29 protein-coding genes and 1 tRNA gene are annotated in these 20,012 nt (G+C 49.0%); 7 read left to right on the top strand and 23 right to left on the bottom strand.

Annotated features, from left to right (window positions below):
* Positions 1-8 precede the first annotated feature (8 nt).
* From NM10_RS02340 to NM10_RS13180, 17 genes are all read right to left on the bottom strand, one after another.
* A complete protein-coding gene (locus NM10_RS02340) occupies positions 9-560 on the bottom strand; it encodes a hypothetical protein (RefSeq protein WP_020310017.1) in 552 nt (183 codons plus the stop codon).
* Positions 547-1,638, bottom strand: a complete 1,092-nt coding sequence (locus NM10_RS02345) for a ParB/RepB/Spo0J family partition protein (RefSeq protein WP_020310018.1) — start codon at positions 1,636-1,638, stop codon at positions 547-549. Before NM10_RS02345 ends, NM10_RS02340 begins: the two co-directional genes overlap by 14 nt.
* Positions 1,635-2,378, bottom strand: a complete 744-nt coding sequence (locus tag NM10_RS02350) for a ParA family protein (RefSeq protein WP_020310019.1) — start codon at positions 2,376-2,378, stop codon at positions 1,635-1,637. The genes NM10_RS02345 and NM10_RS02350 overlap by 4 nt, the downstream gene beginning before the upstream one ends.
* A gap of 147 nt (positions 2,379-2,525) precedes the next feature.
* A complete protein-coding gene (locus NM10_RS02355; RefSeq protein WP_020310020.1) occupies positions 2,526-2,747 on the bottom strand; it encodes a hypothetical protein in 222 nt (73 codons plus the stop codon).
* Positions 2,744-3,025, bottom strand: a complete 282-nt coding sequence (locus tag NM10_RS02360) for a hypothetical protein (RefSeq protein WP_020310021.1) — start codon at positions 3,023-3,025, stop codon at positions 2,744-2,746. The genes NM10_RS02355 and NM10_RS02360 overlap by 4 nt, the downstream gene beginning before the upstream one ends.
* A gap of 12 nt (positions 3,026-3,037) precedes the next feature.
* Positions 3,038-3,490 (bottom strand): hypothetical protein, encoded by a 453-nt coding sequence (locus tag NM10_RS02365; protein ID WP_020310022.1) that lies wholly within the window; start codon positions 3,488-3,490, stop codon positions 3,038-3,040.
* A 30-nt stretch (positions 3,491-3,520) separates the two neighbouring features.
* Positions 3,521-3,673, bottom strand: a complete 153-nt coding sequence (locus tag NM10_RS13970; RefSeq protein WP_192813535.1) for a hypothetical protein — start codon at positions 3,671-3,673, stop codon at positions 3,521-3,523.
* A 35-nt stretch (positions 3,674-3,708) separates the two neighbouring features.
* The gene (locus NM10_RS02370) at positions 3,709-3,888 is read right to left on the bottom strand and encodes a hypothetical protein (RefSeq protein WP_036200683.1); all 180 of its coding nucleotides are present in this window, start codon (positions 3,886-3,888) and stop codon (positions 3,709-3,711) included.
* Between the two features lie 15 nt (positions 3,889-3,903).
* Positions 3,904-4,155, bottom strand: a complete 252-nt coding sequence (locus tag NM10_RS02375) for a DUF3310 domain-containing protein (RefSeq protein ID WP_020310023.1) — start codon at positions 4,153-4,155, stop codon at positions 3,904-3,906.
* Positions 4,148-4,405, bottom strand: coding sequence for a DUF1653 domain-containing protein (locus tag NM10_RS02380; protein WP_020310024.1), 258 nt, complete (start codon positions 4,403-4,405; stop codon positions 4,148-4,150). Before NM10_RS02380 ends, NM10_RS02375 begins: the two co-directional genes overlap by 8 nt.
* A gap of 9 nt (positions 4,406-4,414) precedes the next feature.
* A complete protein-coding gene (locus tag NM10_RS02385; protein ID WP_020723754.1) occupies positions 4,415-5,437 on the bottom strand; it encodes a DNA cytosine methyltransferase in 1,023 nt (340 codons plus the stop codon).
* 110 nt (positions 5,438-5,547) lie between these two features.
* Positions 5,548-5,790, bottom strand: a complete 243-nt coding sequence (locus tag NM10_RS02390) for a hypothetical protein (RefSeq protein WP_020310027.1) — start codon at positions 5,788-5,790, stop codon at positions 5,548-5,550.
* Positions 5,791-5,978: 188 nt separating this feature from the next.
* Positions 5,979-6,260 carry a LysM peptidoglycan-binding domain-containing protein gene (locus NM10_RS02395; RefSeq protein ID WP_020310028.1) on the bottom strand — a complete coding sequence of 94 codons (282 nt, stop codon included), beginning with the start codon at positions 6,258-6,260 and terminating at the stop codon, positions 5,979-5,981.
* 15 nt (positions 6,261-6,275) lie between these two features.
* Positions 6,276-6,539 (bottom strand): hypothetical protein, encoded by a 264-nt coding sequence (locus NM10_RS02400; RefSeq protein WP_020310029.1) that lies wholly within the window; start codon positions 6,537-6,539, stop codon positions 6,276-6,278.
* 54 nt (positions 6,540-6,593) lie between these two features.
* Positions 6,594-7,079, bottom strand: coding sequence for a helix-turn-helix transcriptional regulator (locus NM10_RS02405; protein ID WP_239639566.1), 486 nt, complete (start codon positions 7,077-7,079; stop codon positions 6,594-6,596).
* A gap of 537 nt (positions 7,080-7,616) precedes the next feature.
* The gene (locus NM10_RS02420) at positions 7,617-7,850 is read right to left on the bottom strand and encodes a hypothetical protein (RefSeq protein WP_020310031.1); all 234 of its coding nucleotides are present in this window, start codon (positions 7,848-7,850) and stop codon (positions 7,617-7,619) included.
* Positions 7,851-8,032: 182 nt separating this feature from the next.
* Positions 8,033-8,224 (bottom strand): helix-turn-helix transcriptional regulator, encoded by a 192-nt coding sequence (locus NM10_RS13180; protein ID WP_147675850.1) that lies wholly within the window; start codon positions 8,222-8,224, stop codon positions 8,033-8,035.
* Positions 8,225-8,388: 164 nt separating this feature from the next.
* Between NM10_RS13180 and NM10_RS02425 the strand changes: the two genes are divergently transcribed.
* From NM10_RS02425 to NM10_RS02450, 6 genes are all read left to right on the top strand, one after another.
* A complete protein-coding gene (locus NM10_RS02425; RefSeq protein ID WP_020310032.1) occupies positions 8,389-9,000 on the top strand; it encodes a LexA family protein in 612 nt (203 codons plus the stop codon).
* A 15-nt stretch (positions 9,001-9,015) separates the two neighbouring features.
* Positions 9,016-9,600 (top strand): DUF3862 domain-containing protein, encoded by a 585-nt coding sequence (locus NM10_RS02430; RefSeq protein WP_239639567.1) that lies wholly within the window; start codon positions 9,016-9,018, stop codon positions 9,598-9,600.
* Positions 9,601-9,653: 53 nt separating this feature from the next.
* Positions 9,654-10,025, top strand: coding sequence for a hypothetical protein (locus NM10_RS02435; RefSeq protein ID WP_239639568.1), 372 nt, complete (start codon positions 9,654-9,656; stop codon positions 10,023-10,025).
* Between the two features lie 69 nt (positions 10,026-10,094).
* On the top strand, positions 10,095-10,844 hold the full coding sequence (locus NM10_RS02440) for a type II toxin-antitoxin system PemK/MazF family toxin (protein WP_020310035.1): 750 nt from the start codon (positions 10,095-10,097) through the stop codon (positions 10,842-10,844).
* 324 nt (positions 10,845-11,168) lie between these two features.
* Positions 11,169-11,384 carry a nuclease gene (locus NM10_RS02445; RefSeq protein WP_192813536.1) on the top strand — a complete coding sequence of 72 codons (216 nt, stop codon included), beginning with the start codon at positions 11,169-11,171 and terminating at the stop codon, positions 11,382-11,384.
* A gap of 21 nt (positions 11,385-11,405) precedes the next feature.
* Positions 11,406-12,476, top strand: a complete 1,071-nt coding sequence (locus NM10_RS02450) for a tyrosine-type recombinase/integrase (protein ID WP_020310037.1) — start codon at positions 11,406-11,408, stop codon at positions 12,474-12,476.
* Positions 12,477-12,574: 98 nt separating this feature from the next.
* Here the strand turns inward: NM10_RS02450 and NM10_RS02455 are convergent.
* Positions 12,575-12,658, bottom strand: a tRNA-Leu gene (locus NM10_RS02455).
* A 92-nt stretch (positions 12,659-12,750) separates the two neighbouring features.
* Here NM10_RS02455 and NM10_RS02460 point away from each other — a divergent pair.
* Positions 12,751-13,065: a DUF6693 family protein gene (locus tag NM10_RS02460; RefSeq protein ID WP_020310038.1), complete on the top strand. Its 315-nt coding sequence runs from the start codon at positions 12,751-12,753 to the stop codon at positions 13,063-13,065.
* 164 nt (positions 13,066-13,229) lie between these two features.
* Here NM10_RS02460 and NM10_RS02465 read toward each other — a convergent pair whose 3' ends face one another.
* Genes NM10_RS02465 through topA form a run of 5 tightly spaced genes read right to left on the bottom strand, consistent with a single transcriptional unit; the run spans position 13,230 to position 20,012 of the window.
* Positions 13,230-14,456 carry a class I SAM-dependent rRNA methyltransferase gene (locus NM10_RS02465; protein WP_020310039.1) on the bottom strand — a complete coding sequence of 409 codons (1,227 nt, stop codon included), beginning with the start codon at positions 14,454-14,456 and terminating at the stop codon, positions 13,230-13,232.
* 12 nt (positions 14,457-14,468) lie between these two features.
* Positions 14,469-15,872, bottom strand: a complete 1,404-nt coding sequence (hslU, locus tag NM10_RS02470) for an ATP-dependent protease ATPase subunit HslU (RefSeq protein ID WP_020310040.1) — start codon at positions 15,870-15,872, stop codon at positions 14,469-14,471.
* Between the two features lie 15 nt (positions 15,873-15,887).
* Positions 15,888-16,439, bottom strand: coding sequence for an ATP-dependent protease subunit HslV (hslV, locus tag NM10_RS02475; protein ID WP_036200680.1), 552 nt, complete (start codon positions 16,437-16,439; stop codon positions 15,888-15,890).
* Positions 16,427-17,752, bottom strand: coding sequence for a methylenetetrahydrofolate--tRNA-(uracil(54)-C(5))-methyltransferase (FADH(2)-oxidizing) TrmFO (gene trmFO / locus NM10_RS02480; protein WP_020310042.1), 1,326 nt, complete (start codon positions 17,750-17,752; stop codon positions 16,427-16,429). Before trmFO ends, hslV begins: the two co-directional genes overlap by 13 nt.
* Positions 17,742-20,012: a type I DNA topoisomerase gene (gene topA, locus NM10_RS02485; protein WP_020310043.1), complete on the bottom strand. Its 2,271-nt coding sequence runs from the start codon at positions 20,010-20,012 to the stop codon at positions 17,742-17,744. The genes trmFO and topA overlap by 11 nt, the downstream gene beginning before the upstream one ends.

The raw sequence follows: 20,012 nt of genomic DNA on the forward strand, positions 1-20,012 counted from the left end.
TCCACCCCTTATCCATAAATCTTTACTTCTCCGTACTTTTCTTCGCAGGCAATCAGCCCCGGATATACCTGACCACATTCGACGGCCATACATTTCATAAATTCTTCAATCCCCGGCTCTCCTTCGCGGATACAGCCGGCATAGAATTTGATTTTCTGCTGAATGGCTTTGAGACGCTGCGCCCCGAAACCGAACAATTCGTGAATGGCCAGGAACAGGTGAATGTACGATGCTTCGACGCTGGCCATCGCCGACGTCCGCTGATAGCGCCCATTCAAGCCCACTCCGGATATGATCCAATTGATAAAGTCCCGTTCCAGTCGTTCGCTGACTCCTAACGCCTCCATTTTCTGTCTCATCGCAATGAAGGCCGTCCCTTCGAATGTAGGATCATCTTTTATTTCCTGCCTGTTGTATTCATTGCATTTCATTTTGATTCGTTCCAGACGTTTTTGGCCGAAGCCATAGTCGTCATGAAGAGCCATGAATACGAGTGTTGCCGTTGTTGTTTCACCGGCATTGCTTCCGATTTCCAAGTTTCTTTTCTTACTTTTCTGCATGTCCTCTCACCGCCTTCATCTTATCAACCAGCTCCAGCAGGTAGTCCAACTGCTTACACATACTGCTGGCGGCCCACTGCATGTTGTGTATCATTTGTATCTGGGTGTACGAGCCATTCTTTTCCAGTTCTACATAATTATCTATAAGCCGATGTTTATCCATGATATCTCTCATGACCTTCTTATATTCTTTTTGCAGTTCCATGTATTCTTCTGATGTGATGGGTTTATCTTTTGTTGGCGTTTCTTCCTGGGCCGCTTCTTCTGGTACTTCTTCGATGTCTTCCGCTTCATCATCGTCAGAAATATCTTCCGTATCTTCTTCGTCCGCTTCCGGTCTTTCTTCCTGCACAGTTATTTCTTCCTGTACGGCCGCTTCCTGGGCCGGCGCTTCTTCTGTCACTGGATGGATGAATTCTTCGATGGATTTCAGGGTAATTTCATCGTCATCCATATGCTGTTCATAGAAATCTTTCTGCCGGTCCGGCGTTAATTTAGATAGTTCATAAGCCGCAGAAATGCCTAATTTTCCCGATTTCATCCAGTCGGCGTAATATTTCCGCAGGTTGTTGGAAATGGCTGAGTATCGGGCGATATTGGTCGTGCTTTCATGCAGCGTCTTGGCAATTGCGTCGCGCTTGCGCCCGTTGATTTGATTCGTCATGACGCCGTACTTGAACAGGCTGTTGAGCTGTTTATACTGCTCGACCCGTTCCCAGGCAGTCAAGTCCCGGGACGTGCTGTTCGTATCGATAAGCAGCAGTTGATTTCCGTAGTGGTCCGTAGAAATTTCACAAGGTACGGTATCGGGAATCCCCACAGTCTGCTCTTTCAGCAGCTCTTTGACGGCCTTGCACCGGCGATGGCCGGATACAATCATGTACCGTCCGTCTTTCATCGGTTCGACAATCAAGTTCTGACGGACGCCGCCGGCGGCGATAATCGAGTTCTTCAATTCTTCTACATCGCCGACGATATAGAAGTTATCCGGGTTCTCTACGAGCAAGTTGACCGGAATCTGCTTGATCGTCCGGTCTTTGTCTTTGTTGACGAGGCCCATATTTTCCATTAAGCTCATTGTTTCACCTTCTTTATGATTTCATTGGCTAATTTTCGATATTGCCATGAGGGTTTAAGGGTCATGCTCAATTCGGCCAGCGGCTTGCACATCAAGGTACTATCAATGATCCAGCGGCTCCGGCTGATTTTCGTATCAAATACTGGAAATTTAGCCCTTAGCAGTCGTTCCGCTTCATCACTCAGCGTAGTCCTTTCATCGTGCGTGATGAGCACGCCCAGCAGTTGAAGCCCCGGATTGATTTGCAGGACGTCTTGTAGCTGGGTGTCGAGTTCTACCAGTCCCTGGCTGGAAAAAGCATCCAACCGTACTGGGATAACGATATAATCAGCGATACTCAAGGCATTGATGGTTAACATATTCAGCGCTGGCGGGCAGTCGATAAGGACGACATCATAGCCCTTATCCAGATTGTCCAAGGCGTCTACGGTCTTGCTTTCGTAATAGCTGCGTTCCAGTTCATACAAATCCATGTTTCCAGGCATGAGCGACAGGAACGGCCAGTCCGTTCCGATGATTTCTTTTTCCCGCATCCCGCATGGAGATGTCTGATTGTAGCGTTTATAAAACTGTGTCAGATTCCCTTGTGGGTCGCAGTCAATCATCAGCACTTGCGGTGCCTGGCCGCGATGACTTCCCGGAACGTGATACGTTCGTTGTGTAGCGTAAAGGTGGGCCAGATTTGCCGTTGTTACGGTCTTGCCGACGCCCCCTTTTAAATTGTAAATAGCGATTTTCATTCTTTTCCTTCCTCTCTGAATAGCGACAATTCCATAACATCTTACCCATGAACCACGGATAAGCTTCGCAATGGTCCTGGCAGATATCCATTTTGTATTTTCGGCAATAGATCCAACTGTGAGTCGGCTTGCCACATAACGGACACATCAATATACAGTACCTTTTACGACGTTGTAATGAGCGCAATGGCCATCCTGCCAGCGGATGCAGGGAAATCCGTCTTTGTAATATATTTCTTCTGCGTATCCGTGCCAGTGTCCCGCGTTAATTTCTTTCGTTGCCAGCTTAATGGCTTCCTGGACAATGTCGTGATGGACATTGCGGTTTTGCATCCGCCGGAACCATTTGTCTGCATCTTGCTTTTTCATGGCTGTTCCTTTCTTTTGCCCGCGTATTTCTTTTGGATTTCAGTGACGATATTGCCGTACAACATCATCCAACGCATTTCATACAGTTCATCACCAAAGTCGTGTTGGTTTTCAATGTCCTGCTGCATCATCATCAATGTGTCCAAACTCAGCGCTGGTAATACTTTCTTGATGTAATCAATGACTTCCATCGTAAGGTATGTCCTCCGTCCCAGCGCATACCGCATAGCACACCAGAGAATCTTTTCATATTTGTCGTCAACGCCAATGATGTTCAATTTTTTCACTCCTTATTTCTGTGCTTTCTGTGCCATACGGGCGCTTTCTGTGATGGGGACGGAAGCTTCGGTCGGCAGGTAGATGACCTGGTTCGATGTCTTTTCGATGGCTTCGACCCATTTCTGTTCCATGGATTCCGGGTACTGACGGATACTTTCCCCTAATATCCGGTTTGCTTCGGCCTGTTTGCTGGCTGCTTCCATTTCTGCTTCGGCTTCCTGGACTTTGATTTGACGGTCCTGGGTTGCTTTAGCCAATGCTGCTTCTCCGGCCTTGCTCTGTTCCCAGACTTTATATACCGGATATCCAAAGACAATGCCGGCTGCCATGGCAACAAAAATGCCGAATGTTACCAGTGCGGCTGCACATGTCGTCAGTGTGATCGTTCCGTTATTTTTAAATAAGATTCCTATCCCGAACGAAATCCCTAAAATAATAATCACGCCTGCAATAATAATCGTCATGTCATTTCCTCCTATTTTTCCTATTCTTTCCTATTTCTTCCAACTGCTGATTTTCTGTAATGCCGCTGTGACTTCGTCCGGCCACAGGGAACCTAGTACGTCATTCGTGAGGGGCGTAAGGGCCGCGGATGACGGAAGCCCCGTAGCCATTAGGGAACCGGAATTCGTAATGTTCCGTTCCATCCAATACGTCATGCCATGCTGTCCATGGCGTAAATTTACCAAAATGCATGATTTTTCTTACCTTTCCCCTTTTTTATGCCCAGGTATGAATGCTTATAATACTCATCATCGCCGGTGATTTTCCGCATCAGCTTTACTACCGGGTCAAAATCACCGGCAACGTAGGCTTTGCGGTACATCATGCGCTCAGCCTGGTACATCGAAAATGTTTTCATCTTAGCTATCTCCTCTCATTGTCTTTCTCCATGATTTTTCGTGCCTGCCTTGACTTCCTGGTTCGTAATCAAAAAATCAAGATATTGTTTAGCTTTCATGAGGTCTTTTAGCGGCGTTCCCTTAGCCGGATAACGGTACAGGTACTTGACGATATTCCCGATATACATTGCATCGGCTCCACTGGCCCCGCTTGTCATGATTTCAACGGCCTTGGTGCATTCTGTGCCGCGCCATGTGTAGTGATTGGGATGATTTACGTCATTCATCTGCATCCGCCACCTTTTCAAACCGCCATTTCTGCGTAACATCTGGATATTTTTCGTGGTCAACTTCGCTCATGAACATTGTGAGTGGTCGTACCCACTTGAGGCGTGGTGCCTCTGTACTCTGATAAACAATGTCGAGGCCTTCCCTTTCGGTATCACCTGCAATAAAAAGTATTTTGTAGACGTGGCCCTTAAAGTGTCGCCATTTTTCGCCAGGTTGTGGATAATCCCGCTTGTAAAAAAATTTCATGTTATCCTCCTATAGCATCCGCTTGAAGATGCTTTCAAAGATTGGTACAGGAATCGAATTTCCTGCCTGTTTATACAACGCCCGTCGAGAATTTACCGCGGCGGCTGCTTCAAAGTCATCGTCGCTGTATCCTTGCAACCGCCAGCACTCTTTTTCTGTCAGGTAGCGGTATTTGCCATTGCCTATTGGTAAGCACCCGCTTCCAGGCGCTCTATCGGGCCTTTCCGTTATCGTGTAGCAATACTCCTTGATTATCGGCAGCCGTCTTACAGTTCCCGTTTTGCCGATTGCTCGTACCATACTAGGGGCTTTGACGGTATAAAAATCATCCACACGCTTTTTTTCCAAGTAGTTCTTGATTGGCTCCATCGGCTTCCGTTGGAGAGCATCAAAGTCAAAACGTTGTCCGCCTAACAGTGATATCGTGAATATTCGCTGTCTGGCCTGCGGTATGCCGAAATCTCTGGCATCCAACACACTAAAATTGCTCGTATATCCAAGCTTTTTCAATTCGTCCATGTACCGTTCGTGATTGTGTACCATGTACCGGCTGCGGACGTTCTTCACGTTCTCCCATATGATGACTCTCGGTCGCCACAGTCCCATGTTTTTGATGATATTCAATGTTTCCCACATAAGGGATGACCGGGTTCCGCTGCCGGGATCTGCACCTTTTTGGTGACCGGCAATCGAGAAGTCCTGACAAGGGCTGCCATGGATGAGGATATCGGGCTTTAAATTCCAGCCGCGGACGTCCTGCGTTTTATATGGCAATTCATCGGCAAACATGGCATTATAGCTACGGACTGCATTTTCATCTATTTCGACGTAGTCGATAGCCTTTACAGGTATTCCCAAATTCCGTAACGCCACTCTTGGGCTACCGATTCCGCCGAATAATTCTAATATTTTCAGCAATTTTTTCAGTCCCTCACTTTTCTCCGTGGCGTTGATGCAATCGGCGCCCAGTACTGTACTTCTTTCATCGGGACGAGACGGGTTTCCCCGTCTACGATCCAATGGTTTTGACAAAATGCCCCGACTGCTTTAAATTCCCATTCTGTTCCCGCGTGCATCGCTACCAACACGCGACGCTGCGGGACTGGCAATTCTTCGTTTACATCTACCCATTTCATCCGGCATCACCTCAGTTCATTCCTGCGAATAGTTTTACCCACCTCATTGATGCGCTTTAGCATCTCAGCGGAACCCGCAACAGCAGCGCCGCGGCTTCTAAAGCAGTTCCCCAGGTAGCAATTCATTTCATCCAACAGCTCTTCACTGAATTCCTTGTGAATGGGGTTTCCGTCGATGCCTACATAATAATATTTATCTCCCAGCTTAGGGATAAAGTGCCTATTCTTGGCTATTTTTCCATCAGGCATTTTCAATTCCTCCTAGTTTCAGCAGATCTCCTGGCCTAGTGCCGTTGCGAATTTTACTGCATTCAATGGCTATCGGGCATCCTTGACAATCCTTTTTACGGTGCCGGCAGAAGTCAATCAGCTGGTCGATAGTTTTGTAAATGTTGCCCGTAGAGGCTGCATTCTGACTGTCATCTGTATCACACTCCTTAAAAATTAATGACTAACCGCTGCCCAGGATGAATGTCATCCTTTCCAGCAATATTGTTGTTCACGCTGATGATGTAAATGACTTCGCGGATATCCATACCGCGTTCATCCGCAATGGGCCTGGCGATTTCCCACAGTGTTTCTCCCTGGTCCACGATGTGGACTTGGGCATCTTCCTGGGCTTTCACGGTTTCTCCCAGTGAATGGCCTACATACAGGCCGACACTGCAAGCCACCGCCAGGGCAAGTAAAAACCGTCCAATATGCCTTTCTCTTTTCATCGTTTTCCCTCCTGTTCACGCTAGTTCGATGCCAGGAAATACGTCGTCATAGACGTTCTTTCGGGTCATGCCGATACGATTAATAGCCCGTTCACGAAGCCAGGCAATGATGCTTGTCCGTTCAAATACATAGGTATGCCCTTCTTTGATGCATGGCGCCCCTTCGTAGATCCACTTATCTACGATTTCCTGGCTTCTTCCTGTTACCTGTGCCAATTCTTTTCGATTCCATGTGAGCTGATCGCACAGCTTCATCTTTTCCATTGGACTTCGTTCCATCTTCTTCCCTTCCTTCAATTGTCGTGCTATAATGTCTGTAACAACTTTTTTCCTTTAGAGCCGTTCGGTTGCCGCCGGGCGGTTCTTTTTTTGTGTCCGTTTCGGACATGTGAGCCAAAGCGTCAATCCTCGTCCGGCTAATTCAAAGATCTTGTCGATGAGCGGCTGTATGGCTAAGGCTTCGTATGCGTCGATTTTGTCGTCACAGCAGATTTTCTCCAGCTTCATCGAGTCGCTGCTGGCTTCTGCCAAGGCGATATGGTATTGCATGGCTCCGGCCGCAACGCCTGGCAGTTTGCCGATTTTCGGCAGAATCAGCCGGCCGACTTCCGATTCCTGCGAGAGATAGGTATATCCCAGGCAAGGATTATCGAAAACCTGCATCATGGCTGCTACCATGTCATCGCACGGTAGGATTTCGCCACCTTCGTATTTGGCATACGTTCGCACGGAAACATTTAGTGCTTCCGCTGCCTGCTCCTGCGTGAAGCCTGCACCTTTACGGGCTCTTTTTATTTCAATCCCGAACCTTTTACTCATGTTCATCCATCCCCTTTCCGCTATAATGAAACTGAACATCAAAGGAAACGTTCCATGTCGCTGGCATCATACGCGTCTATGACGTCGATTTTATCTACAATCTCTCCGTCGTTTGCGTTTATGACGGCCAAATATACACCGCCACCAAATGTACGGACCAGGTAATTATGAATGTCCACGAAGGTCAGGTTTCCACCTTTCGGGCTCTTGAACTGCGTTACCATGGTTCCAGTGCAGTCCCGAGTATTTTCCATTATTAGTTTTCTCATAATATCCCCAGCCCTTAATGCGGCCAATTCAAACAGTATACGTCTTGCTTGGCCTTTTGTTCGATATGGTCCAGCCAGTCATCAGCCATATCCGGATAGGTATGGCGGCTCCCCCCTCTAAGTATGCTTTTGGCTAGTCTTTCTACTCCGGCATATATGAAGTACGTATTTGGCGTTTTAGAGGGATTGAGGCGAAGGTCCATGTAATACCTGTACGCCGCGTCATATACTTCTTGTCGAAGTACCTTAATTGTTGTCATGCTGTCCATTATGGGTTTCCTCCCATATAATTCGTTAATCCCGTCCAGCCTTTCTTGGCCGCATATTCATCAAGATCTTGTTTGGATTCGGCCAATGTCATGCGCAACATCATCTGTTTCATCCGATGCCAACCGCCACCGGGTGTACGCTGATAGCAAGGTGCGTATGGTTGACCGCCGATAAGCGGCATAGCTCGATAATGCCAGCCACGGCTGTCTACGTATTCGTTGTAATGTTTCATTTTCTCATCTCCTTTAACCTCAGTTTCTCCCTGTCAAAAGCAGAAATTCCAGAAACGTCATGTGCTCCTTGAGCATCCCGGTGTCGTAGATCCAGTACTCGATGGCCATAATTTTTAGCTTTATATTTTTCCCCATTTTTCTTTTTTACAATTTAGTACTAATTGCCTTTTAACAATTTAAATTAGTTAAAAATGTCAGGAAAAAGCGTTTCGATTGATTGATTGCTCATTTTGGCAATCTTTTGCATAGTTTTAGCCGGCGGTGTTGCTCTTCCTACTTCCCACGCACTCCACGTTTGTTGTGAAACTCCGAATAACTTCCCCATTGTTTCTTGACTACGCACTCCTCGATATGCAATTAATGCTTTACGCACTTACATCACCTTCTTTCTTTTTAACTAATTTATTTTGTAATCATATTGTATCACTAATTTAATTAGTATTCAATAGTGTGGAACAATTTAAATTAGTTTTTATTTTACTAATATTTTTAGTATAATGAGGTAAAATAGGATTATGACGATTGGGAGGGGGTCAAATGAGTATCGGTTTAAATATAAAAAGGAACCGTGAAAGACTGGGATTATCGCAAGAAGCTTTAGCAAAAAAGATAGGAGTTAGCCAGCAGGCTGTAGATCGCTGGGAAAATGCAGGTGTTGTACCAAGAAATAAGGCTATCAAAGAGCTGATGACATTATTTAATATGTCTCGAGACGATCTGTTCGGGGACTCTTTGTCTAAAGGGAAAATTCACGGCATTAAAATTCCTGTTCTAGGTCGTGTCGTCGCTGGTGTTCCTATTGATGCCGTCCAGGAGATTCTTGATTATGAGGAAATCACGCCGGAAATGGCAGCTACTGGCGATTATTTTGCGCTCCAGGTCAAAGGGGCCTCGATGGAACCGACACTCCGTGATGGGGATATCGTCATCGTCAAGAAACAATCCACTGTCGATAGTGGCGACATTGCCATCGTCCTTGTAAACGGTAACGATGCCACCGTTAAGGAAATAAAAGAAAGCCCGGCCGGCATCACCCTCATCGGCCATAATGCCGCTATCTATACCCCTCAATTTTATTCAAACAAAGAAATCCAAAACCTTCCTATACAAATCATTGGCAAGGTCGTGGAAATGAGGCGAAAATTTTAGAAAGGACTGATGTATATGAAAAAATCAATGTTAGTAGCCGCTTCCTTTTGTGCCATGTTGGCCGCCGTTTCTGTTGGCGGATGCGGGAGTAACAACACTTCCGGATCTGGCAATAATCAGCCTAAGCAAGAGCAGAAGGCATCTGAAGCTCAAGAATACTACAATAAATTCGTGAGCATCCAAATGGGTATCTCTTATGATGAAGCTAAAACCATTATGGGCAGTGATGGGCAACAAACTCAATCTTCAGATACAGGAAATCTGAAATCCGCATCATATAAATGGGACGGCCCAAAGGGTATCAATGTATCTTTGCATTTCCAAAATGGTGTTTTAAAGTCTAAGCAAATAATGGGCACAACATCCAAAGCTCCTAAAGGTAAGGAAGTTACGATGGATAAGTTCAACCAAATCCAAACCGGCATGTCCTATGATGATGTGAAAGGAATCTTGGGGTTTGACGGCTGTCTTTCTTCCGAAACTAAACTATTCAACAGCGATCAAAAGATATTCCATTGGCATAACCCAAAGGGTGGCTTCTTGCAGATATCTTTTAAAGATGGTGCTGTAGATAGTAAAATGCAGAGCAACCTCAAGTAACTTCCTACAATTACCTATTTGAAAATCAGCAATATGGCGGAACGGATGGAGGAGTGAGTAAATTGAAAAATGCTCGTTTAATCATTGGTATTGTTTCATTCATTTTGTTTTTCATTATTCTTTTCCAGTCCTGTGCCGCAGGATTCGTTAATTCCGTCAATGCCAGCTCTGATGCTGGTGGCAGTGTCGGCTTAGTCGTAGCCTTTATGGTCGTCATCGCCGGCATCATCGCTATCGTCTGCCGCAAAAACGCAACGGGCTCCATCGTCGCAGGCGTTGTTTATGGCCTATCCGGTCTGTTAGGGGTCGCCAATTCGGATGTCTATAAAGACTTGTCTATTTGGGGCGGCTTGTTCATTATTTTCGCTATTTTCTACATTTTCTCTGGAATCAAACAAAAGAAAAGCGATAAAGCAAATCTGTAATCATCAAATAACTAAATAATCCGTTTTCGCCATTGCTGATATATATTGTTACAAGAGGTGATTTTCATTATGGACCTTAAAGACATTCAAAATAAACAATCTCTTGATATAAAGGTGCAAAACCTGTTGAGCGATTTTCAACAATTATTCACGAATTTGTCATCAGGTGAAGACACCTATAAAAAGGCGGCTTTATTATATTATTGGCTACGTGATTACAAAAACTACATCAAAAACGAAACCACCTTTAATCCAAAATACTACCCTGACTTTAAACGGGGAAATATTGTAAACTTAAACCTAGGCTTCAATCTCGGATCAGAGCTTGGAGGCCTGCATTATGGTATTGTTTTGCAAAACAGCAACCGGCGTAACCCTAATCTAGTAATAGTTCCGCTATCCTCTTTAAAAAATTCCAAAGACCTGTCAAAATTGCATCCATCAGAAGCATATCTTGGTGAAGAATTATACTTCAAAATCCAAGCGAAATTTGAATCATTAAAGATTTCCATTCCGACGGAAATAAATCTACTCAAAGAGGCTGTTGACCATATCAACAGTGAAGAAAATAAAAAGGAATTTTTCTCTAAACTTGATGATTTAAACCAAAAAGAACAATTGTTGTTAAAAACAAAGAAGAAGTTATCGGTTTTAAAGCATGGTAGCATTGCCGTCGTTAATCAAATACGGACCGTAAGTAAAATGCGTGTTTTAGATCCCACGGATAAATATGACATCTTGTTTGGGCTGAAACTATCAAACGATGGTCTAAATCGCATTGATAAGAAAATTATCGAACTATTTACAAACCAACCTTGACAACCAATTCAAGCTAATGTATCATAAGGATATAAAACACAGCGGTTACCCGCACCTAAAATTAGGACATTGTGGTGAAACCCCACACCTAAAGCAAAAAGGCCTTGTATCCTTAGAGATGCAAGGCCTTTTATGTTGTATAAAAAGGTACAGATGTCCACAAGATACTAAATAGCAATGATTTATCTTGCGAAATATATGTGTTTTTCAACAGATATTCAAAAGATATATACAGAACTCGGTAACTACATAGGGACAAATTATCCCCAGGTAACAATGAAAGAAAAACCAACTGAAGAAAAAATAAAAGAAAGGATGAATCCTATGATGAAGAAACTTACTCTGGCCCTGGCTATGATCTGCGTATTGTCCTCAGTCGGTACAGCCTTTGCCGCCGACTACCTGGGCAATCCCCGTTCCATGAAATTCCACTATACCGACTGCCGTACCATCAAGCATCCTGAAAACTTCGTACCCATTGAATCCCGTGATGAAGCCATCGCCGAAGGATATAAGCCTTGTGGCGTGTGCAAGCCGTGAATAATAAGGTGATGATGACAAATGAAAAAACGACCTGATGGCCGCTATAAGGTATCTTTAACTGTTGATGGTAAACGGCATTACTTTTATGGCAAAACTATTAAGGAAGCCGAGCAGCGGCGGGACCAATATAAAAATGCACTCCATTCCGCGCCTAACATCGATTACAATATTACCCTGGGTCAATGGCTGTCGATATGGCTACGAGGCGCCAGAGCGACGCTGGCGGCAGATACATATGAATCATACGTATATCAGTTGCGCAGGTATGTGCTGCCAACCATGGCCAAAATCAAGCTGGTCAATTTACAGCCCCATATGTTTCGTAAATTGATTGCTGATTTACTGGATCGCGGATATAGTAATCGGTCTGTACAGTATGCGCTGGCTGTTGTCCGAATCGGACTCAATCAGGCTGTCAATGATGGAGTATTGCCCGTATCTCCCATGCGTGGTGTCAAATTACCGCAAAAGCAGAAAACGCAGGTATCAGCATTATCAAAAGATGAAGCTCAGCGCCTGTTAGGCGTCATTTCTAACCCCTGCCACTATAATCTATACTACGTGGCCCTACACACTGGCCTTAGGCGCTCTGAGCTACTTGGCTTGCGTATCCGTGATGTCAATACAAAAGCATCTACTATTTCTGTCAATCAAACGGTTCTTCTCATCGATAGAAAGCCGGTTATATCACCAACAACAAAAAACGCCGCTTCCCGGCGTACGATTTCCGTCGATGCGAAGACGATGGCCATTTTAAGACGACAAATCATGTGGACGCTCAAAAACAGGATGTCCGCATCAGACTATGAGGATAACGGGTTATTGTTCTGCCGGCGCGATGGTCGTCCATATGATCCAAAATATATCAGTCATACGGCCAATAAATATGGGAAGCTGGCAGGCTTCCACCTTACTTTCCATATGTTACGGCATACCCACGCAACGCTATTGCTAAAAGCCGGTGTTCATTTCAAGGTCGTGCAGGTGCGGTTGGGCCACTCTTCCTTTCAGCAGACTATGGACACATATAGTCACGTTTTGCCGGATATTGAAGAACAAGTCGTGGATAAATTAATTGACCTCGTTTAATTTTGCTTCGTCGCGGGGTCAAAAAGGGGTCAAACGCACCAGACATTGTGGGGTCAATAAAAAAGGACAACCACCGCTGAATGCGATGGTTGTCCCATTGGTGCGAGTGGAGGGACTTGAACCCTCACGCCGTGAGGCGCCAGATCCTAAGTCTGGTGCGTCTGCCATTCCGCCACACTCGCAAGTACCTTTTTATTCTACCATGCTTCCCTCCTATTGGTCAAACAAAAAATATGGTATCATATTTCTATATATATCATAAAGGAGGATTGTTATGTTATTACAAAGGGAATCGAAATTTGAAGGGTCTGTACTCGGATTTATCGGCTATGGCCTCATCTTAGTCATCCTTACGATTTGTACATTCGGCATCGCCTATCCTTGGGGCGAAGTCATGTTCCGCCGCTGGATCTGCCGCAATACGATCATCGACGGTCAGCGTCTCACTTTTGATGGAACAGGCCTGCAGCTCTTCGGCAGCTACATCAAATGGTGGTTCTTCACTATCATCACGCTGGGCATCTACGGCTTCTGGCTGTTCAACAAGATGACCGCCTGGCGGGTAAAACATACGCATTTTAGGGAATAATAAAAGGGCTGTCGCATCGCGACAGCCCTTTTAAGTTGTTAGTGGCTAGCAGTTAGTGGTTAGCAGATAGTTTTAAATTTAAAGGTTTTCTCTGTGAGAAAGGGACTACACATACGATGAGGATAACCAGCGAGTTACTAACCACTAACCACGAGCCACCAATCTCACACGACCTGAAACAGGTAGAACTTCAGGTAATTCGTTTCCGGGACATTCCAGAGGATGGGATGGTCCGGCGACTGCTGGCGCCCTTCGATCTGGCGGAGGCGGACGCCGGCGTCTTTGGCGGCGTCGTGGAGCATCCGGCGGAACAGGTCGTCACGCATGAAGTGGGAGCACGAACAGGTCGCGAGGTAACCGCCGCGGGGCAGGAGTTTCATGGCTTTCAAGTTGATTTCCTTGTAGCCCCGGATGGCGTTGTGGACGGTATGACCCGATTTGGTGAAGGCCGGCGGGTCGAGGATGATGAAATCATAGTCATGGCACTTGTGGTCGGCCAGATCGGTCAAGAGGTCGAAGACGTTGGCCTGCTTGGCCGTGACGATGTCTTCCAGGCCGTTGCGGCGGATATTTTCGTTGGTCATGTCGACGGCTTCCTGGGAAATGTCGACGGCTGTGACGCTGGCCGCCCCGCCCTTGGCCGCATTGAGGGCAAAGGCTCCGGTATGGGTGAAGCAGTCCAGGACATGCTTGCCGGCAGCGATTTTGGCGACAGCCAGGCGGTTGTATTTCTGGTCCAGGAAGAATCCCGTCTTCTGGCCATTTTCCACATCGACATCGTAGAGGATGCCGTTTTCGTCGATGGTCGTCAAAACGCTGCCCGGCTGGGGCAGGAAGTCGGCCTGATACCAGCCTTTATACTCTTCCATGCCGTCCAGTTCGCGGACTTTGACGTCGTTCCGTTCATAAATGCCTCGGATGGTGACGCCCATGGCGGCCAGTTCGTCGACGAGAGCCTTGAAGATGACCGGTTTGACCTGGTCCATGCCATAGCACAGGGTCTGGGCGACGAGGACGTCGTTATAGCGGTCTACGGTCAGGCCCGGCATGTCGTCGGCGTCTCCGAAGATGAGGCGGCAGCAGGCGAAGTCTTTATCGCCCATGACGGTCTTGCGGTAGTCCAGGGCATATTTGACCCGGCGCTGCCAGAAAGCTTCGTCGAAGCGGTCGTTGGCATTGCGCGACACGATACGCACGCGTATCTTAGAAATGTCGTTGGCAAAGCCCGTGCCGAGATAGCGGTCTTTGTCGCTGTAGACGTCGACGATGTCCCCTGTCTGGTACGTGCCTTCGACATGGGTCACTTCTTCGCCATATACCCAGGGGTGGCCGCTGCGGGCAGCCCGTTCCCCCTTCTTGGTAATCGTTAATTTCGCATAAGGTCGGTTCATATTTCCCCCGTTTTATAAAATATAATGGCTCAAGTCGACGTTCTGGACGACGTCGTTCAGCTTGCCCGAAACGAATTCTTTATTGACGACGATGTGCTTTTCGTCGATATCCGGTGCTTCATAGGCCACATCTTCGAGGATTTTTTCCAAAATCGTGTGCAGCCGGCGGGCGCCGATGTTTTCCGTTTCCAAGTTGACGCGGTATGCGTATTCGGCAATGGCGTCGATGCCGTCATCGGTGAATTCCAGGGTGACGCCATCCGTTTCCAGGAGGGCCTTATACTGTTTGACCAGGGACTGGTTCGGTTCAGTCAGGATGCGGCGGAAATCATCGACCGTCAGGGACTGGAGTTCGACGCGGATCGGGAAGCGGCCCTGCAGTTCCGGAATGAGGTCGCTCGGCTTGGATACATGGAAGGCACCGGCAGCGATGAAGAGGATGTGGTCTGTCTTGACCGGGCCGTACTTGGTGTTGACCGTAGCTCCTTCGACGATGGGCAGAATGTCGCGCTGTACGCCTTCGCGGGAGACGTCGGGCCCGTTGGAACGGCCCTTTTCGGCGATCTTATCGAATTCGTCGATGAAGACGATGCCCGATTCTTCCGTCGCTTCGATGGCTTTGTCGACGATGATGTCCATATCCAGGCATTTTTCCAATTCTTCTTCCTTGAAGATTTCCCGGGCCTTGGCGACGGTCATCTTCTTTTTCTTCTTCTTTTTCGGCATGATGCTGCCCAGCATTTCCTGGAAATTGTTGGTCAGTTCTTCCGTCGAATTGCCCGTCAGGATGCCCTGGAAGCCCTGGTTCTGTTCAGCCACTTCGACTTCGATTTCCCGGTCGTCCATCTTATGGGCGCAAATGTCTTCAAACATCTTCTGCCGGCGGTCGGACTTCGGCTCTTCCAGCTGCTTCGGTTCTTCCGGCATTTCATCGTCGTCATCATCGCTGCTGAAGAAGACGTCCATCGGGTTCTTGACTTTTTCCTTGATGGACTTCTTCGGCCAGAAGACCTGGAGGATGCGCTTGTTGGCTTCTTCTTCGGCCTTTTCTTCATAGCGCTGGCTTTCCTGTTCCTGGACCATGCGGATGGCATTGGCCACGAGGTCGCGGATCATCTGTTCGACGTCGCGGCCGACATAACCGACTTCGGTGTATTTCGTCGCTTCGACTTTGATGAACGGCGCACCGACGAGCTTGGCCAGGCGGCGGGCGATTTCCGTCTTGCCGACGCCAGTCGGCCCGATGAGCAGGATATTCTTGGGGATGATTTCATCCTGCATGTCTTCACTCAGGCGTTTGCGGCGCCAGCGGTTGCGCAGGGCGATGGAGACGGATTTCTTGGCTTCCCCCTGGCCGACGATGTATTTATTCAATTCCGCCACGATCTGTTTTGGCGTCAATTCTGTTTTTTCCATGAAAATACCTCTTTCTTAAATTTCTTCGACAATGACGTTGTGGTTGGTGTAGACGCAGATATCGGCTGCAATATGCAGGGATTTTTCAGCGATTTCCCGGGCCGACAAGTCCGTGTTCTGCATGAGGGCCCGTGCCGAAGCCAGGGCATAGTTGCCGCCGGAACCGATGGCCAGGACGCCGTCGTCCGGTTCGATGACTTCGCCGTTGCCGGAAATGAGCAGGATGCGCTGGCTGTCAGCGACCAGGAGCAGGGCTTCCAGCTTGTGAAGGATTTTGTCGGACCGCCAGTCCTTGGCCAGTTCGACGGCACTGCGGACGAGGTTGCCATTGTGTTCGTTCAATTTTTCTTCAAAGTGGTCGAATAAGGTGAACGCATCGGCGACGGAGCCGGCAAAACCGCTGATGATCTTGCCGTGGTAGAGGCGGCGGACTTTCTGGGCCGTCCCTTTCATGATGACGGCATTGCCCATCGTGACCTGACCGTCGCCGGCGATGGCCGTCTTGCCGTCGCGCTGGACGGCGCAGATCGTAGTAGCGTGGAATTCTGTAGACATTAATTCAGACATGGGTAATCCCCTTTCATTTGTTCAATTTCATCGAGTGCCCGCTGTGCCAGCAGGGCGTTCTTTTCTTTCTTCTTCATGCGTTTCTTGATGCCCAGCGGTTCCATGAGGCCGAAGTTGATGTTCATCGGTTGGAAATGGTCGTTCGGGCCGCTGGAAATATATTGGCTCAGGCCGCCCATGGCCGTGCGCCGGGAAAAGGTCAGGCCGTCTTCCCCTTGCAGGAGGCGGGCCGCATTGACACCGGCCAACAGGCCCATGGCTGCCGATTCCAGGTAGCCTTCGACGCCGGTCAGCTGGCCGGCAAAGAGCAGGTTCGGCTGTTTGCGCAGCTGCAGCGTCGGCAGGAGCAGTTCCGGCGAATTGATATAGGAATTGCGGTGCATGACGCCATAGCGGACGAATTCGGCGTGTTCCAGGCCGGGAATCATGGAAAAGACCCGCTTCTGTTCGGGGAACTTGAGATGGGTCTGGAAACCGACGATATTGTACAGCGTGGCGCTGCCGTTATCCTGGCGGAGCTGGACGACGGCATAAGGCAGTTCGCCTGTACCGGGCAGTTCCAGGCCGACAGGCTTCATGGGGCCGTAGCGCATGGTATCGATGCCGCGGCCGGCCATGACTTCGATGGGCATGCAGCCTTCAAAGACGCTGTCGTCTTTTTCAAAGTCGTGGAGTTCGGCACATTCAGCCGTCGTCAGGGCCTGCCAGAAAGCTTCGTATTCTTCTTTGGTGAAAGGGCAGTTGAGATAGTCTGCCCCACCCTTGCCGTAGCGGGCGGCGCGGTAGACTTTAGTCATATCCAGGGAGTCGACGGCGACGATAGGCGCGGCGGCGTCGTGGAAATGGAAGTAATCCTCCCCGGTCAGGCGGCGGATGGTATCGGCCAAGGCGTCACTGGTCAGGGGGCCGCTGGCGACGATGCAGATCTGGTCGTCCGGCAATTCCGTCACTTCTTCGTGGCGGATGGTGACCAGGGGATGATCCTTGAGTTTTTCCGTCACGTACTGGCTGAAGGGGACGCGGTCAACGGCCAGGGCCCCGCCAGCCGGAACGCGGTGCGTATCGGCGGCATCCATGATGAGCGAGCCGAGACGGCGCATTTCTTCCTTCAAGAGGCCGACGGCGTTTTCAATATTCGCTGCCCGCAGGGAATTGCTGCAGACGAGTTCTGCGAAATATTCCGTGTGGTGAGCCGGCGACGATTTGACCGGCCGCATTTCTACGAGTTCTACCGGGATGCCGCGGCGGACGAGCTGCCAGGCAGCTTCCGATCCGGCCAGGCCGGCTCCGATGATTAAGACACTATTCTTCATGCACTACCTCACCTTTTTTATGGTTTTCACACTCTGCATTGCTACAGAAAATCTTATCGGGTCCTTTTTTATAATGTTTGACAATCATGATGCTGCCACAAAGGGGACACTTCTTGTCGATAGGCTGGTTCCAGAGGACGAAGTCACATTCCGGATACTGGCTGCAGCCGTAAAAGACGCGGCCCCGCTTGGACTTACGCTTGATGAGCGTCCCCTTGCCGCACTTGGGACAGGTAATCCCCAGGTCTTCGACGATGGCCTTGGTATTGCGGCATTCCGGGAAATTGGAGCAGGCCAGGAATTTGCCGAAGCGGCCGAATTTATAGACCATCGGCGCGCCGCAGAGCTCGCAGACCTGACCCGAATCCTGGCCGGAAATGGTGACTTTTTCCATCTTTTCTTCAGCTTCGTCCATTTCCGGCTTGAAGACGTCATAGAATTCCTGGAGGACGTGGCGGTACGTGTCCTTGCCCTGTTCGATGGCGTCCAGCTCTTCTTCCATGTGGGCCGTGAAGCCGACGTTGATGATCTGGGCGAAATATTTCTTCAGCAAATCGACGATGATGACGCCCAGTTCCGTCGGGACGAACTGTTTATCCTTCTTTTCGACGTAATTGCGGTTCTGGATGGTATCCATGATGGGCGCATACGTACTCGGCCGGCCGATACCCTTTTCTTCCAGCGTCTTGATCAGGCTGGCTTCGGTATAGCGTGCCGGCGGCTGGGTGAAATGCTGCTGCGGCGTGACGGCCTGGTTGTGGACGACGGTATGGGCCGAAATATGGGGCAGCTCAGCCAGAGTCTTGTCCTTCTTGGCGTCTTCGTAGAGTTCCGTAAAGCCCTTGAACAGGACTTTGTAGCCTGCAGCCCGCAGTTCGTAGCGGCCGCTGTCGATGATGATGGCCATGTGTTCCGTTTCGACCGATTCCATCTGGCTGGCCAGGAAGCGGTTCCAAATGAGCGTATACAGGCGCAGCTGATCGCGGGACAGGAATTCCGACACCTTGTACGGTGTCAGTTCCAGCGACGTCGGACGGATGGCTTCATGCGCATCCTGACTGGTCTGTTTCGTCTTGTAGACGCGGGGCTTGTCGGGGATGTATTCTTCGCCGTAGTTCGACGTAATGAACTCCCGCGCGGCCTGGACCATATCATCGTTGATGCGGACCGAGTCCGTACGCATGTAGGTAATGAGGCCGACATGGCCCTGGTCGCCCATATCGAGGCCTTCATAGAGCTGCTGGGCCAGCATCATCGTCTTCTTGGCGCCGAAATTGAGCTTGCTGACACATTCCTGCTGCATCGTCGACGTCGTGAACGGCGGCTGGGGCTGGCGTTTGCGCTTGCGCTTTTCGACCTTCACAATCGTATCCGGTTCGTGGTCTTCGCCGCGGCTTTCCCAGGTCAGGTCGTGGGCGATGGCTTCGGCCGCTTCCTGCGTCGAGATTTCGGCCTTCTTGCCGTCAATCTTGGTCAGTTCTGTCGGCAGGGTCAGGCCGTCTTCGGTCTTATAGGTTCCACTGACGGTCCAGTATTCTTCCGGCACGAAAGCCTTGATGGCTTCTTCCCTTTCACAGATGAGGCGGACGGCGACGGACTGGACGCGGCCGGCGCTGAGGCCCTTGCAGACTTTCTTCCACAGAAGAGGGCTCAGTTTATAGCCGACGATGCGGTCCAGGACGCGGCGGGCCTGCTGGGCGTCGACTTTCTTGAGGTCGATGGGTTCCGGGTCCTTGATGGCCTCAAGGATGGCTTTCTTGGTAATTTCGTGGAACATGATACGGCATTTGTCGTGCGGGTCGATTTCCAGCAAATGGGCCAGATGCCAGGAAATGGCCTCCCCTTCGCGGTCCGGGTCAGTTGCCAGATAGACTTGTTTCGATCGGATGTATTCATTCTGCAAGTCTTCAATGAGTTTGCGCTTATCCCACATATTGGTATACGTCGGCACGAAGCCTTCTTCGATATTGACGCCGAACTGGTTGCGCGGCAGATCCCGCAGGTGGCCGCGGCTGGCCATGACCTTGTAGCCGCTGCCCAGGAAGCGTTCGATAGTCTTGGCCTTGGCCGGCGATTCGACGATGACCAGATTCTTGGCGTTCTTCGGGAGCGGGTCCAGCTTCTTCAGCGGTTCCTTCTTGGGCAGATTGACCGTGCCGTGGATGACGGTCTTCTCGCCGTCGCCTTTTTTCTTGCGGCCTCGTTTCTTCTTTTTAGTATCATCAATGATGATTGTGCGTTTAATCGGAAATTCTAACAT

It is taken from the genome of Megasphaera sp. NM10 (assembly GCF_000417505.1).
Classification (GTDB): domain Bacteria; phylum Bacillota; class Negativicutes; order Veillonellales; family Megasphaeraceae; genus Megasphaera; species Megasphaera intestinihominis.